A 14,619-nucleotide genomic window follows, 5' to 3' on the forward strand; every position below is an offset into this window, starting at 1 on the left:
TGCAACTGAGGAAGGCCTTGAGTATGCGAAATGCTGAGTCACTGTTGCTCTCCCATGCGCGTCGACGCCTAGCACTGCTGCTGACGGTAGTGCTGGTGTGCCTAATTGCGCCCTTGGGGGAGTTGCGGGCAGAGCGCATCAAGGACATCGCCTCGATACAAGGAGTGCGTACGAACCAGCTCGTGGGCTACGGACTCGTGGTGGGCCTCGACGGCACGGGCGATCAGACCGTGCAGGCGCGCTTCACCCAGCAGTCCATCATCAACATGCTGCAGGGCTTCGGAATCACTATTCCGCCCAACACCAATCTGCAGTTGACCAACGTAGCCTCGGTGATTGTCCACGCCGACCTTCCGCCCTTCGGCAAGCCCGGGCAACAGATAGATGTCACCGTCTCTTCCCTGGGCAATGCCGATAGCCTTCGCGGTGGCAGTCTCATCATGACACCCCTGAAGGGGGCTGATGGTGGGGTGTACGCCATCGCCCAGGGCAACCTCATCGCGAGCGGCTTCGGTGCCTCGGGCAACACGGGGACTAGTGTGAACGTGGGTGTGAAGACCGTGGCGCGGATCCCGAACGGCGCCACGATCGAGCGGACCGTACCCAGCGCCTTCGGCAATGGGGATAGCATTCGCCTCAACCTGCACACGCCCGACTTTACGACCGTGCGTCGGGTGACCGATTCGATAAACGCTTTCTTTGGACCAGAGATGGCGATGGCCGTGGACCAGAGCACCCTGGCCGTGCGCGCTCCCGAAGAGGCATCTCAGCGGGTGGCGTTCGTTGCAGAGTTGGAAAACCTAGAGGTGGAGCCCGGCGAGGCGCCAGCGCGAGTCATCGTAAATTCACGCACGGGCACGGTGGTGATCGGCTCCCACGTGCGGGTATACCCGGCTGCCGTTACGCACGGCACGCTCACGGTCACGATCAGCGAGCAACCGGGCGTCAGCCAGCCCTCGCCCTTCGGCGGTGGTGCGACCGCCGTCGTCGAGCAATCGGCGGTGGAGATTACCGAGCAGGAGAACGCCATGTTCCTGTTCGAACCGGGGGTTACCCTCAGCGATATCGTCACCGCGGTAAATCAGGTGGGCGCCGGCCCGAGTGACCTCGTGTCTATCCTGCAGGCTCTGAAGCACGCCGGTGCCTTGCGCGCAGAGCTGGTGGTGATCTGATGAACTCCCTCGCCCAGCACCTGACGCCGGTGGTTCTAGACGGTGTTTCGGCCGCAGCGCAAAGTGCGCGGGTGGCCGCCAACAGCGGTCGAGCATTGGATGCAGATCAGGCTCAGGCGGTGATCGAGCAGTTCGAGCAGATGTTCGTGCGCATGATGCTCAAGAGCATGCGCTCGGCAACCCAGACCTTGAGCGCCGATGGCGGCTTGGGTGGCGGTGGCGCCCTCGGTGGCGGTGCCGGGGCCAACGCGAGCTACCTTGAGATGTTTGACGGGCAGATCGCCCAGCGGCTGGTGCAGGGTCGCGGCCTTGGCATCGCCGAGCTGTTGCGTGAGCAACTGGGACTTGGTACGCCGGAACGGGGCGCGGAACCGGTGAGTGCGAAGCCTCTGCCCGAGTCGCGTGCCCTAGGCGGCGCGTCCATGCCGCCACCCATCGATCCGAAGTACCAGGTGCTTCCACGACCTGGACTGCGTGCACCAAGCGGGATGAGCGCGATGCAAGCTCCGCAGGGCGAGGCCGCTGTGCCCAGTGCTCGAGAAGCTGGACCTGTCTTCGAATCAGCAAGCGAATTCGTCAGCTCGCTCCTACCGCTCGCCCGCCAAGCGGCGCGTCGGCTTGGCGTCAGCGTGCGTGGACTGCTGTCCCAGATCGCGCTCGAGACCGGTTGGGGCCGCCACGTCCCACCGACGGCGGATGGCGCGAGCAGCCACAACCTGTTCGGCATCAAGGCCGGCACCGATTGGGCCGGTGGCCGCACCACCTTGTCGACGCTCGAAATGGACCACGGCGTGTTGCGCAAGACGATCGCCCAATTTCGCGTGTACGACTCGCCTATGCAGAGCCTGGATGACTACGTGCGGCTGCTCGAACGCAACCCGCGATACGCGGAGGCCTTGGGTACGGGCGAGGATGTCGCCGCCTTTGCCCGGGGACTGCAGAGCGGCGGCTACGCCACAGATCCGGCCTATGCACAGAAGATCGAATCCATCGCCAGCGGCAAGCTCTCGACGCTGCTGGATGACCTAGGAGTGACCCCATGAGCAGTATCTTCAACACCGGCGTGTCGGGCTTGCTGTCCTACCAGGCAGCGCTAGCCACGGTGAGCAACAATATCGCCAACGCCAGCAACGAGAACTACAGCCGTCAAGTGTCGGAGTTCGAAGCGCTTCCAGGGCAGGGTGGCGGTGCCGTTCGTATCGGATCTGGTGTGGAGCTCGCTGGGGTCCGACGGGTCTTCGATCAGTTCTTGACTCGCTCCCTTTTCAACGCGACTGAATCGGCGGCGCGCCTGAGCGCCATGAGCGAGCTCGGGGCGAGCGTCGACAGCGTGCTGATCAATGCCGAGTCCGGGGTGTCCGCCGGCATCCAGGGCTTCTTCGAGTCGCTCTCCTCGCTCACCACTGACCCCTCCTCCCTGGCCTCACGTGAGGATACGCTGGGCGCGGCCACCGCCATGATCGATCAATTCCGCGCCTTGGATACGCGTTTCCGTGAGGTGGAGTCACAGATTGACCAACGGCTCAGTATCGCCGTGTCCGACATCAACGCTCTCGCCCAATCGATCGCAGATCTCAACGATGAGATCTCGCGCACCTCGGGCAGCGCAGGTCGTGGACCCAACGATTTGCTTGATAGGCGCGATGCGCTGCTGCGCGAGCTCAGCAACTACACCAACGTGCAGACCTCCGAGAACGGTGACGGCTCGGTCACGGTGACCATCGGCGAGGGACTGACCTTGATCCGCGGTGTGGAGGCCGACAGCTTGGCAGTGGCGATCGACCCCGCAGACCCGCAGGTGCTGACCGTAACCCTGCGCACGGGTGACGGACCTGGCGCCACCACGATCGATATAGGCACTCGCCTGCGCGGCGGTGAGCTGGGCGGCTTGATCGACTACCGCCGCGATGTTCTCGTCGGCGCTCGCAACGAGCTCGGTGCTGTCGCCTACGCCTTGTTCGACCAACTGAACGAGGTGAACCTTGGCGGATTGACCCTGGATGGGCAGCTCGGTGAGGAGCTGTTCGCCTTCGGCGATGCTACGACGTTCATTCGTGATGGTGCTAGCCCTGGGCTCGGTGCTAGCGCGACCGTGACCGATACTTTAGCGCTGTCCGGACAAGACTACGATCTACGCTACGACGGCTCTGCGTGGGTGATACGCGATGCGGTGACCCTGCGTGAAGTGCCCTTCTCCGGCACCGGCGCGTCAGGCGATCCGCTCGTGGTAAACGGTGTGACTATCACGGTCACGGGTACGCCTGCCGCAGGCGATCGTATCCGCGTGCGACCCACCACCGATGTCATCAGCGGCCTGCAGCTGCTCACTGACGATCCTGCCGATCTCGCCATTTCGGCGCCCCTGGTGGCGAGCGCAAGCCTCGATAACATCGGCGATGGCACGATCGGCGATCTCAGTGTGTTGAACCGGAACGACCCCGCACTGTTCGACCCAGTGACCGTCACGATCATCGACGACACCACCTACAGCGTGAACGGCGGTCCCGCCCTCCCGTACACCCTGGGTCAACCGGTGTCCTTGAATGGCTATACGTTTACCTTCAACGGCGATCTGGTCGGCGGTGATAGCTTTACGATCGAGAGCAATGCCTCTGGTATCGGTGATAACCGCAACGGTTTGAGAATGCTCGACGTGCGCAACTTGCGCACGCTCAACGGTGGCACTACCACGGCGGAGGCCGGCTTCGACAACCTAGTGACTGGCCTTGCCGCTGAGAATCGCTCCATCAACTTGAGCGTCGATGCTGCATCATCGTTGCTGCTCAATGCAGAGCAGGAGCGCCTGGCCCTGTCTGGCGTCAACCTCGATGAGGAAGCCACCAATCTCCTGCGCTTCCAGCAGGCCTACTCGGCGTCGGCGGAGGTGATTCGCGCGGCGGACGAGTTGTTCAGCACTTTGCTCGGCATCGTCCAGTAATGCCGGCGACCCTCGACTAACGGAGTGAGACGATGCGAGTAGCGGAGCTTTCCAACCCTACCTTGATGATCGACCTCATCGGTCGCGCATCGGCAGAGCTGACTCGATTGCAGAGCCAGTCGGCCACCGGCAAGGCATTTCAGGCGCCCAGCGAAGATCCCTTCGGCGCCACCCGCAGCCTGCAGCTGACGCGCGCCTTGGAGCAGCTCGAGCAGTACGAGATCAACGCTGGCCGCGCGGAAGATCGCCTGACCTTGCAGGAAGTGACACTCGGCGATCTAGGCGATCAGTTTCGACGCGTTCGCGAGCTGGCGATCCAGGCGAACAACGGGATCCTATCCGATCCGGATCGACGGGCGATCGCAGCGGAGGTGGAGCAGATTCGCCAGGAGGTGATCGCTTTGGCCAACGCCGTCGATGGCGAGGGACGCTTCCTATTCTCCGGTACCCGGTCCAACGTTGAGCCCTTCGCAGACTCTGCGAGCGGGGTGACCTACCTGGGAGATCAGGTTGAGCGGCGCTTGCAGATCGGCCCTGGCCGTACCGTAAGCGATGGCGCTGACGGTGACGCGGTGTTCATGCGGGTGACTAATGGGAACGGCACCTTCGTCACCGATGCGGTGGATAGCAACACGGGGACAGCTGTCGTCGACGCCGGCAGTCTGATCGATTTGAGCGTCGTGATGGAGCAGACCTACGCCATCACATTCACCTCGCCCACCGACTACGAGGTCAGCGATGGCGCCTCGGTCATCGCCAGCGGCAGCTACGACGCGCAGTCCGGTGGAGATATCGTCTTTGCCGGTTTGCGGGTGGGCCTGAGTGGGGCGCCGGAGACGGGTGATTCCTTCGAGGTGAGCCCGAGTCGCAATCAGGATGTTTTCTCAACTCTGGATCAGTTGGTGGACGTGCTCAACACGCCGCAACCGACGCCGGCAGATCGCGCCGCGCTCAACAACGCCCTCAACTCGGCGCTCGTCAATATCGACCAGGCGCAGGAGAACTTCTCCGTACAACGGGCTAGGTCCGGGGCGCGCCTCAACGCCGTCGAGAGCCAGCGCGCGCTCAATGATGAAAGCGCGATCCTGCTCCAGGCATCCCGCTCGGCGGTGGAGGATGTGGACTTGGTCGAGACGATCAGCTCCCTCGAACTGCAGATCAGTACGCTCGAGGCCGCGCAACAGTCCTACGTGGCCGTGCAGCGGCTCTCACTGTTCAATTTCCTCTGATGCAGGTGCTTAAGCTAATGCAGCACATGGCCGATGCAGGAGCCGGGATATTGCGCCCGTCACCGCGTCGCCACGACTGGTCGACGAAAGTGACGAGGTTACGTCAAAAGGGAGGTCGATCGCCGCCCTAACCGCCCGGATTGCTATGAACTTTAGCGTCGGTGCTCGGAAATCGGCGCAACGTCTCGATCCTGATGACGGGAAGCGTGCATTCCTAAGGTTTGCATGGCCGCTCCCGATACGGGGTTCGAAGGCTGGCCTATGGCGCCCACACACCCGTGGTGCGTTGCTAGAGCCAGAAGCTTCGTTACAACCGCATCAGGAGTTCAATCATGGCTTTGACAGTCAACACTAACGTTCTGTCTCTGACAGCCCAGCGCAACCTCTCTAACTCCGAGTCGCTGCTGGGCTCGGCACTGGAACGTCTCGGTTCTGGCCTTCGCATCAACAGCGCCAAAGACGACGCTGCTGGTCTGTCGATCGCCGAGCGTCTGACCACGCAGATTCGCGGCCTGAACCAGGCCGTGCGAAACGCCAACGACGGTATTTCGCTGTCGCAGACGACAGAAGGTGCCCTCAGCGAGGTGGTCAACAACTTGCAGCGTATTCGTGAGCTGGCTGTGCAGTCCGCTAACGGTACCAACTCTAACGACGATCGCGGCGCACTGGATGCAGAAGTGCAGCAGCGTCTGGCGGAGATCGACCGTATCGCCACGCAGACCACCTTCAACGGCCTGGCCGTGCTCGACGGCACCTTCGGCAACGCTACCTTCCAGGTTGGCTCCGAGGTCGGCGACACGATCACCCTGGATCTGGGCACCAGCGCACGCACCAACTCTCTGGGCACCATCGCTCAGGGTACCGGTGGTTCCGCCGTCGACGCTAACGCGCTCGCGGCGGGCGACGTCACCATCAACGGCGTTGAGGTCGCAGCCTCTGCTGGTTTCGCTGGCTCCGAGAGCGGTCAGGGCTCTGACAGCGCCTTCGCCAAGGCTGACGCGATCAACAACAGCGGTATCACGGGCGTCGAGGCCAGCGTGGTCTCTGCTGTGGTCGATGGTGACGTTGCCGGTGGCATCACCCTGACGGACGCGGCTGATACCTTCCAGCTCGACATCAACGGCGTGACCGTGCTCAACGAGACCAACACCACGCTGACGGCTGATGAGGTGGTTGAGCAGATCAACGCCGTGTCGAGCCAAACCGGTGTGACTGCGGCGAACAACGGCGGCACGATTCGTCTCACCGCGGAAGACGGCCGCAACATCGAGACGGAAGCGTCCGTGACCGACGCCAACTCCAACTCCACCACGTTCTTCACCGATGACGGTGGTACCGCTGCGGTCGCTCGCGGCAGCATCCAGCTGACCTCGCCCACCGGTGCTATCACCGTGGGTGACGCCAACAGCCGTACGGGCTTCGGCGACACGGTCATCAACCTGGATAGCACCACGTTGAACTCCGTGGACGTGACCACGGTGGCGAACTCCGAGACCACGATCACCCGAATCGACGCGGCCCTGGCCGTGATCAACTCGGTGCGTTCGGACCTTGGTGCTACGCAAAACCGCCTCGAGTCGACGATCTCCAACCTGTCCAACGTGCAGGTGAACCTGGAAGCTTCGCGTGGTCGGATCACCGACGCTGACTTCGCTGCTGAGACTGCCAAGCTGACGCGCGCGCAGATCCTGCAGCAGGCCGGCATTTCGGTGGTGTCGCAGGCCAACGCTGCGCCCCAGTCGGTCCTGGGTCTGCTGGGCTAAACGCTCCAGTAGCTCCTCCAGGACGGGTCGGCGGCAGCCTCAAAGCTGCCGCCGACTCATGAAAATCAAGGGCTTCGCGAAGATCTCGCGGAGTCGTGTTGTCGTAATGGTCGAACTGAGAACTGGTTGGATTAGGCACTGAACAGAATCATAGGGGAGGGCCGATACATAAGCCGAAGCTTGGCGTGACGTGGTCGCGGTTCAGCCGTGATGGCCCTGTGCGCTGGGAACTTCTTCTAACCGTATCGGGAGTTCTAGACCTATGACGCTGACAGTCAACACCAACGTGCTTTCTCTGAACGCCCAGCGCAACCTCCAGTCATCCGCGGGATTGCTGGGGCAGGCGCTCGAGCGACTTTCCTCCGGCCTGCGCATCAACAGCGCGAAGGACGATGCCGCTGGCTTGGCGATTGCCGAGCGTCTGACCACGCAGATTCGTGGCCTGAACCAAGCCGTACGCAATGCCAACGACGGCATCTCGCTCTCGCAAACTACCGAAGGGGCGCTGTCCGAGGTGGTCAGCAACCTCCAGCGAATCCGCGAGCTCGCGGTGCAGTCGGCCAATGGTACTAACTCCGCCGAAGACCGCGCCGCGCTTGACTCGGAAGTGCAGCAGCGCTTGCAGGAGATCGATCGCATTGCCCAGCAGACCACCTTCAACGGCCTGAACGTGCTTGACGGCACCTTCGGCACGGCCACGTTCCAGGTCGGACCTGAAGTGGGTGACAACATCGCCCTTGATCTTAGTGCGAGCGCGCGCATCAACTCTCTTGGGCGGATCGCGCAGGCAACTGGTGGTGCCGCGGTGGATGCCAACGCCATCGCCACGGGCGAAGTCACCGTAAACGGCGTGGAGATCGCCGCCTCGACCGATTTCGCCGGCATCTCAGCCGGCCAGAGTGCCGACAGTGCCTTCGCCAAGGCGAATGCAATCAACTCCAGCGGCGTCTCTGGCGTGACCGCGCAGGCCATCAGTGCCACCGTCGCCGCCGACAACGCCGGTGGTGTGGTGCTGGTAGATCCCGCCGATACCTACACCTTCGAGATCAACGGCGTCACCGTGATCAACGAGAGCGGCGCAGTCACGCTCACGCTAGATGACGTGGTGGAGACGATCAACGGCGTCACCGGCGAGACTGGCGTCACCGCCACCAACAACGCTGGCACGATCGAGCTGACCGCTGAAGATGGCCGCAACATCACCACGGAAGCTACGCTCGTTGATGCGAACACCAACGCCACCGTGTTCTTTGATGACGACGCTGGCACAGCGGCAGTGGCGCGCGGCTCGGTTCAGCTGACATCGCCAGTCGGCGCGATCGCCGTTGTCGATGCGAACAACCGCACGGGTATCGGCAGCACCACGATTCAGCTCGACAACTCGAGTCTGATCGATGTTGACGTGACCACTGTGACCAACGCCGAAGAGACCTTGAACCGAGTCGATGCCGCCCTCGATGTGATCAACAATACGCGAGGCGATCTCGGTGCAGTCCAGAACCGTCTTGAGTCCACCATCATCAACTTGAGCAATGTGGTGGTGAACCTCGAGGCATCACGAGGTCGGATTACCGACGCGGATTTCGCGGCGGAGACGGCCAAGCTAACGCGCGCACAGATTCTCCAGCAGGCCGGCATTTCCGTGGCCTCGCAGGCGAACGCTGCGCCGCAGTCCGTGCTGGGGCTGCTGCAGGGCTAACGCCCTTATTGAGGAGGCTCTGGCCGATGCCCCACGGGTGGGCATCTAGGAGCCTCCCGCCCCAGCGATATGGGGAGATGATGAAGATGGATCTACTCAAGCCAACGAGCACCAGCCAGCCGCAACAGCAGCCGAGCACAGCGACGACGCCCGAGCGCGTGCCCAGCGGCGAGGCGAGCGCGAGCGCAGGAGCCCCCGGACGCCAGCGCGACGCGGTCAGCGTGGATCCGGCCGCGGTGCCCGCACCTGCGCCGGTCGGTGAAGTGGCGCGGGAGCAGCGGCGCACCGCGGAGCTCAACGCCGAGCGAATGCGTGAGCTTGCAAAGACGCTGAATCGTGAACTTGAGTTTCGGGTGGCCGACAGTGGTCGAGCCATCATCGATGTCGTCGATACAGAGACCGGTGAAGTGATCCGAACGATCCCACCCGACGATCAGCAGCGCTTGATCGACGCCCTCGCCGGGGGCGACCTATCGCTGCTGCCGGTCGATGGCGCCGCCTAGGAGAACCCCTAATGTCTATCACATCACTCGGTACCGGCTCCGGCCTCGATCTCGAGAGCCTCGTCAACGATCTCGTCAATGCGGAGATCGCGCCGCAGAGTTTCCAGCTAGATCAGCAGGAGTTTGCGCTGCAGACCGAGCTGTCGGCGGTGGGTACGCTGCGGGCGACGCTAGACAACCTGGCGCTGGTGCTCGAGGACTTTACGGACGCGAACGCTTTTCTCTCGCGCACGAGCAACTCCAGCAACGACGACCTGTTCACCGTGTCGGCGAACGAGACGGCCGTGGCTTCCAGCTACGAGGTGGAAGTCACCCAGCTGGCGCAGTCCCAGCGACTGCAGTCCGCCGCCTACGCTGATGAGGAAGCGGAGGTAGGCACGGGCACGCTGACGATACGCGTCGGCGACCTTCCCGCCGATGGCGAGCTGGATGATGAGGGCAACCCCGTCGAGCCTCGTGCCTTCGACATCACGCTTGTGGAAGATGCCAACTCCCTCGCCGATCTACGCGATGCGATCAACAGCGCGAGCGACAACCCGGGGGTGACCGCGTCCATCGTCACCGGTGATGACGGCGCCTTCCTGGTATTGAGCTCGGACGATACAGGGCTCGAGAACCGGCTGACGATTACCGCCTCCGACGGCAACGTGGGACTCGACGCACTGACCTTCGATCCGGACGACGTGCCCGGCAGCGCCCTCACGGAACAGACGCAAGCGCTCGATTCGATCGTTGTCATCGACGACATCACCGTGACCAGCAGCTCCAACACGGTGACCTCTGCGATCGATGGGGTCACCTTAAACCTGGTCTCCGCAGAGGTAGGGACTAGCGCCACGCTCAGCGTGGCGATCGATGAGGCAGCGGTCGAGAACCGCATAGACACCTTCATCTTCAACTACAACCAGTTGATCGATACGGTGAACGCGCTCACTGCCTTCGACGCAGATTCGGGCATCGCCGGTCCGCTGCTCGGTGACTCGACCGCTCGACTCCTGCTGGATCAGGTGCGTAGCGCCCTCGGGTCACGCACCGATGACCTGCAGGGGAGCTTTGACACCCTCTCCGACGTCGGCATCACCCTCGACTTCAACACTGGCCGCTTGCAGCGCGACCAGGTGGTCGGTGACTTCGATGGCATCGACACGGTGGCCGAGGCGATTGAGGCCGACCTAGTTGGACTGGCAGAACTTTTTACCTCAGAGAACGGTGTCGCCAACCAGTTGGCGGCGATCGTGGACGCTTATGTGGACACTGATGGGGCGCTACCGACGCGAATCGCGGGGCTCGAGGAGAGCATCGCCGAGATCGGCGAGGAGCGAGACGAACTGGCTGACCGGGCTGTGGCCCTGGAGGCGCAGTTGCGTGCCGAGTTCATCGCATTGGATCTGTTGGTCGCGGAGCTCAGTTCCACCAGCAACTTCCTGCAGCAGCAGCTCGCCTCGCTGGCGACGCCTGCGCAGCTGAACGGATCGTAGTTTGATTATTGCCTAGGAGAAGTGGCTTGCCTTCGAACAACCGCAATGGCGCCATGGCGACGTATCAGAACGTGGGTGTCTCCAGCGGCATCACAGATGCTGATCCCCACAAGCTGATTTCGATGATCATGCAGGGTGTACTCGACTCCCTTGCCCGCGCGCGAGGTGCGCTCGAGAACCAGCAGGTGGCGACCAAGGGTGAGCAGATCAGCCGCGCCATCTCCCTGGTCGAGCTGCTTCGCAGCTGCCTGGACCACGAGTCCGGGGGAGAGGTGAGCCGGAATCTCGAGAGCCTGTATGAGTACATGAGCACCCGCCTGCTCATGGCGAACGCCAATAGCAAGATCGAGTGGATGGACGAGGTCGCCTCGCTCATGCGTGAGATCAAGGCCGGCTGGGACGAGATTCCACCGGACGCTCGCGCCCTGCGACAGACCGATCCTGCCGACGCCCAGGGCGGCCCGTTGGTCGGCTCCAACGAGGTGATCGGGTCATGCTGAATCAAGCGCGGTCGGATGCGCTGGCCGAAATCCTGTCCCTGACTATCGCCCAGACCGAGGCGGCGGACGAAGGGGCTTGGGACCAAGTGCGCTCCATGGATCGGCGCCGATTGGAATTGCTCACCAACTTCTTCGACACCCCCGCTGGCCCTGGCGAGCGGGATGCTCTCAGCGAGCAGCTGGGCGCCTTGATGCTGGCGGATGCTCGCTTGCTCGAGGTGGCAACGCAAGCTCGCAACGGCATTGCCGACCGGATGTCTGCCCACACGCGGCAGCGATCCGGTGTGGCGGCCTATCGCAAAGCCAGTACCCATCTGTAGGAGGGGCCTGGCTAAGGAAGGACTCGTGCGCCCGGATGCGCAATTGAACTGACTGCCGGCTCGAGGCCGGCCTTTACGATCTGGGGATTTAACCGCTATGTCCGACATATCATCTAGTCTTAAACTGCCGTCGATCAACATAACCACCGCGCCCGCGCTGGACGGTGGTCCGGAGCGCGCACCCACGCCGCAGCCGCCGGAGTCTCAGGACTCGACCGTGGGTTATCGCGTTAGCATCAGCGATCGTGCTCGAGCGCTCGTTGCTAAAGCCCTGCAGGCGCGCGCAGAGGCGGCGCCCGTGCCGCCACAGGCGCGCGAGCTGCCGGAGGGCGTGGAAGTCAGCCGTGGCGGCGGCACAGTCGAGATCAGCCGTGAGGTGGAGAGCGCTAGGGGCGGTACACAGACTCGTGAGCTGAGTGTAACCGTCGACCCGCAGGCGCAGACCGTGAGCCGCGAGCGTAGCGTGACCGGTGCTGGCGGACGAAGCATCACTGTGAGTGGCTCCTTAACGCGCGTGGAAGGCGGATTTGAGAGCTCCTTCACCGTGACCGGGCCGAACGGCAACGAGTTCAACCGTACGCTCGAGCAGAGCTTCGACGCCGAAAAGGGTACCTTCTCCCGCTCAGTGGTCGTGACCGGTGACACCTACACCGTGAGCCGCAGCACCGAGGTAGAGCGCAACGACGGCGGCTTCGACGCTTCCTTCAACCTCTCCGTGGAGCGAAACGATCTGCCCCAAGCCCAGGGTGGCCCGGAGATCGAGAGCGACGCCTAGGCCCTCCGCCGAGGGCTCGCGCTGGACCGACCCGGCCCCGGGCCAGGTCGGTCCGCGTCAACCGCTTTGCGCTGATGTCTGCCACCGGTGACCGACACTCTCCTCACGCTACTGCGCCCGCCTGAGCGAACCCTCAGCCCTGCCAGCGCCGCGTCTGCGCTGCCTGGCCCCGCTCGAGTCGCATCCAGTCTCCAACCTGGGAGTCGCCTACTTGCCCAGGTGCTCGCAAGCACCGGCGACGGACAGGCCACCTTGAAGGTCGGTTCGCAGGCCTTCCAGGTGCGCACGACCACGCCCCTGCACGTAGGCGAACGGCTAAACCTCGAGGTAACTCATGCCGGGCGTCTCCTCGTGCTTGCGCGTCGTGAGGATACGGGCGGCTCGCCCCGCGCCATCTCTCACATAGCTAGTAATATACTTCGGCAAAAGCTCCCCGTGCAGCGCAGTCTCGGCGAGACGCTAGGAGCGATCGTGGCGCTAGCTGAGGCCACCCCTTCCGCCGCTACACCCCGCGATCTGCGCAACCTCGCTCAGCAATTGCTCGGCGCCCTGCCGCCTCGCGAGACGTTGACCAATGCAGCTGGGGTTGCTCGGGCGCTGCAATGGGCATCGTCCCGGTCGACGTGGTCTCCCGGCCTTGCAAGTGCCTTAGGAAAAGCCCTGGAGGCCTTGCCCTCTTCGCCAGGCCGGCAGGGCGCGGCGTCCCCTGCGGCGGGTACGGCCGATGAGCACCCGCCCCTCCCCGGTCAGCGGCCTGTGCCCCAACGGCGGGTGCCGGTACCCAGGGAGTTGCCTTCCCATGAAGCCCTGCGCCAACAGCTACAGGGTGCGAGCGCACGGGTAGACCTTCTGGCCCTGACCGCGATGTTCCCAAGAGCGAGGGAGCGGGCCGCGCTGGCCGCAGAGATCCCCCTCGTGAGCTCTGGTGAGTCGGCGCAGGTCGATGTGATCGGCGTGCGCATCGCGCACGAGGCTGTCCCCGCGCAGCCAGAAAGTGAGCAATCCTCTCGGCATGCCAGGGACGAAGGCGAGGCGCGCCATCGCTGGCGCGTGGAGCTCGCCTTCGATCTGCCTGGGCTTGGCCCGCTCAACGCAGTGGTCAAGCTGAGCGGTAAGCAGGACGTCGCGGTGCGCTTTCGTAGCCGTGAGGCACCGACTGCTCAGTACCTGCAGGGGCAGTTGCCTGAGCTCGATCGACGTTTGCTCGCGCGCGGACTATCGGTGCAGACCCTACTGGCTGGGGTGGATGCTGGGGCCGTCGACGGCCCCGGGGCGAGCGCCGGCGAGCAGCTGCTCGGCCCCATGGTGGATGAGCGTGTCTGAGCAAAGGTCGGGAGACGACTCCATGCGAGTGGCCGCGACCCTTCGCTACGAGCAGACGCTTGGAAATGCGCCCCGGGTGACTGCGTCCGGATACGAGGCACTTGCCGAGCAGATCATCGCCCTGGCGGAGGACGCCGGTGTCCCCCACTACCAGGACCCGCACCTAGCCCGCCTTCTAGCGCAAGGGGATCTAGGGGAAGAGATACCGCCCGCGCTGTACCAAGCCGTGGCGGAGGTCATCGCCTTCGTGTGGTCCTTGAATGACGCAGAGGACGACTCACCCGTCGTACCTTAAAGTGTGTTGTGCACCGATCTGGTGCCAACCGCCCCGTCTACGCCCCTCAGTAGTGCATAGGGCGGCCTGGCAACACCGTCGTGCCCTTGGATGGCACATCGCGAAGCGGTGGCGCGCTTCTTGCTATCGAACCCCCATGGAATAGCGCCGCCTGGCGCCGCGTGCTGCCTTAGGCGTCGCGGGGGCGACGGGCAACTCAGGGTGTGGGCGCGCCGCCGGCAAGCCGGCTGGGCGCGTGGAGGACAGGAAATGAAGCTCGTGACGGCCATCGTCAACCCCTACAAGGTGGAGGACGTGCGGGAGGCGATCGCCTCGCTGGGTCTGCAAGGGATGACCGTGACTGAGGTCAAGGGGTTCGGTCGCCAGCGGGGCCATGCGGAGTTGTACCGAGGCGCCGAGTACACGGTGGACTACCGGCCAAAGGTGAAGATCGAGATCGCAACGGCGGATGATGATGTCGACCGCCTCATCGAGGCGATCGTGCAGGCCGCGCGCACCGGCCGTGTCGGCGACGGGAAGATATTTGTGACCGGTCTTGAGCAGAGCGTTCGCGTCCGTACGGGCGAGGCTGGTAAAGCCGCGCTTTGAGGCGAGCGCAAGACCGGGCACATCGAAGGATCGTAC

Annotated in this window: 14 protein-coding genes; all 14 read left to right on the plus strand. The window is 63.6% G+C overall.

The annotated features are described in order from the left end of the window. Nucleotides 1–23: 23 nt before the first annotated feature. The 14 genes from AAGA68_18700 to AAGA68_18765 all read left to right on the plus strand — a co-directional run bounded on the left by AAGA68_18700 (nucleotide 24) and on the right by AAGA68_18765 (nucleotide 14,583). Complete coding sequence (locus AAGA68_18700; protein ID MEM9387099.1) at nucleotides 24–1,172, plus strand: flagellar basal body P-ring protein FlgI; 1,149 nt, start codon at nucleotides 24–26, stop codon at nucleotides 1,170–1,172. Continuing rightward, complete coding sequence (gene flgJ / locus AAGA68_18705) at nucleotides 1,172–2,215, plus strand: flagellar assembly peptidoglycan hydrolase FlgJ (protein ID MEM9387100.1); 1,044 nt, start codon at nucleotides 1,172–1,174, stop codon at nucleotides 2,213–2,215. Before AAGA68_18700 ends, flgJ begins: the two co-directional genes overlap by 1 nt. Next, the gene (gene flgK / locus AAGA68_18710) at nucleotides 2,212–4,110 is read left to right on the plus strand and encodes a flagellar hook-associated protein FlgK (protein ID MEM9387101.1); all 1,899 of its coding nucleotides are present in this window, start codon (nucleotides 2,212–2,214) and stop codon (nucleotides 4,108–4,110) included. The genes flgJ and flgK overlap by 4 nt, the downstream gene beginning before the upstream one ends. Before the next feature lie 32 nt (nucleotides 4,111–4,142). Then, on the plus strand, nucleotides 4,143–5,339 hold the full coding sequence (flgL, locus tag AAGA68_18715) for a flagellar hook-associated protein FlgL (GenBank protein ID MEM9387102.1): 1,197 nt from the start codon (nucleotides 4,143–4,145) through the stop codon (nucleotides 5,337–5,339). Between the two features lie 332 nt (nucleotides 5,340–5,671). After that, nucleotides 5,672–7,102, plus strand: a complete 1,431-nt coding sequence (locus AAGA68_18720) for a flagellin (GenBank protein ID MEM9387103.1) — start codon at nucleotides 5,672–5,674, stop codon at nucleotides 7,100–7,102. Between the two features lie 262 nt (nucleotides 7,103–7,364). Further along, nucleotides 7,365–8,801 (plus strand): flagellin, encoded by a 1,437-nt coding sequence (locus AAGA68_18725; protein MEM9387104.1) that lies wholly within the window; start codon nucleotides 7,365–7,367, stop codon nucleotides 8,799–8,801. Nucleotides 8,802–8,887: 86 nt separating this feature from the next. After that, a complete protein-coding gene (locus AAGA68_18730) occupies nucleotides 8,888–9,304 on the plus strand; it encodes a flagellar protein FlaG (protein MEM9387105.1) in 417 nt (138 codons plus the stop codon). A gap of 11 nt (nucleotides 9,305–9,315) precedes the next feature. Then, complete coding sequence (gene fliD / locus AAGA68_18735) at nucleotides 9,316–10,782, plus strand: flagellar filament capping protein FliD (protein MEM9387106.1); 1,467 nt, start codon at nucleotides 9,316–9,318, stop codon at nucleotides 10,780–10,782. 26 nt (nucleotides 10,783–10,808) lie between these two features. Beyond that, nucleotides 10,809–11,282 (plus strand): flagellar export chaperone FliS, encoded by a 474-nt coding sequence (gene fliS / locus AAGA68_18740; GenBank protein ID MEM9387107.1) that lies wholly within the window; start codon nucleotides 10,809–10,811, stop codon nucleotides 11,280–11,282. Further along, entirely contained in the window at nucleotides 11,276–11,602 is a 327-nt protein-coding gene (gene fliT, locus AAGA68_18745; protein MEM9387108.1) for a flagellar protein FliT, read from the plus strand. Before fliS ends, fliT begins: the two co-directional genes overlap by 7 nt. Before the next feature lie 97 nt (nucleotides 11,603–11,699). Continuing rightward, entirely contained in the window at nucleotides 11,700–12,377 is a 678-nt protein-coding gene (locus AAGA68_18750) for a hypothetical protein (protein ID MEM9387109.1), read from the plus strand. Nucleotides 12,378–12,464: 87 nt separating this feature from the next. Beyond that, entirely contained in the window at nucleotides 12,465–13,700 is a 1,236-nt protein-coding gene (locus tag AAGA68_18755) for a flagellar hook-length control protein FliK (GenBank protein MEM9387110.1), read from the plus strand. A 22-nt stretch (nucleotides 13,701–13,722) separates the two neighbouring features. Beyond that, complete coding sequence (locus tag AAGA68_18760; GenBank protein ID MEM9387111.1) at nucleotides 13,723–13,995, plus strand: EscU/YscU/HrcU family type III secretion system export apparatus switch protein; 273 nt, start codon at nucleotides 13,723–13,725, stop codon at nucleotides 13,993–13,995. A 249-nt stretch (nucleotides 13,996–14,244) separates the two neighbouring features. Further along, on the plus strand, nucleotides 14,245–14,583 hold the full coding sequence (locus tag AAGA68_18765) for a P-II family nitrogen regulator (protein MEM9387112.1): 339 nt from the start codon (nucleotides 14,245–14,247) through the stop codon (nucleotides 14,581–14,583). Nucleotides 14,584–14,619: the final 36 nt, after the last annotated feature.

It is taken from the genome of Pseudomonadota bacterium, assembly GCA_039193195.1.
Classification (GTDB): Bacteria; Pseudomonadota; Gammaproteobacteria; order Steroidobacterales; family JBCBZW01; genus JBCBZW01.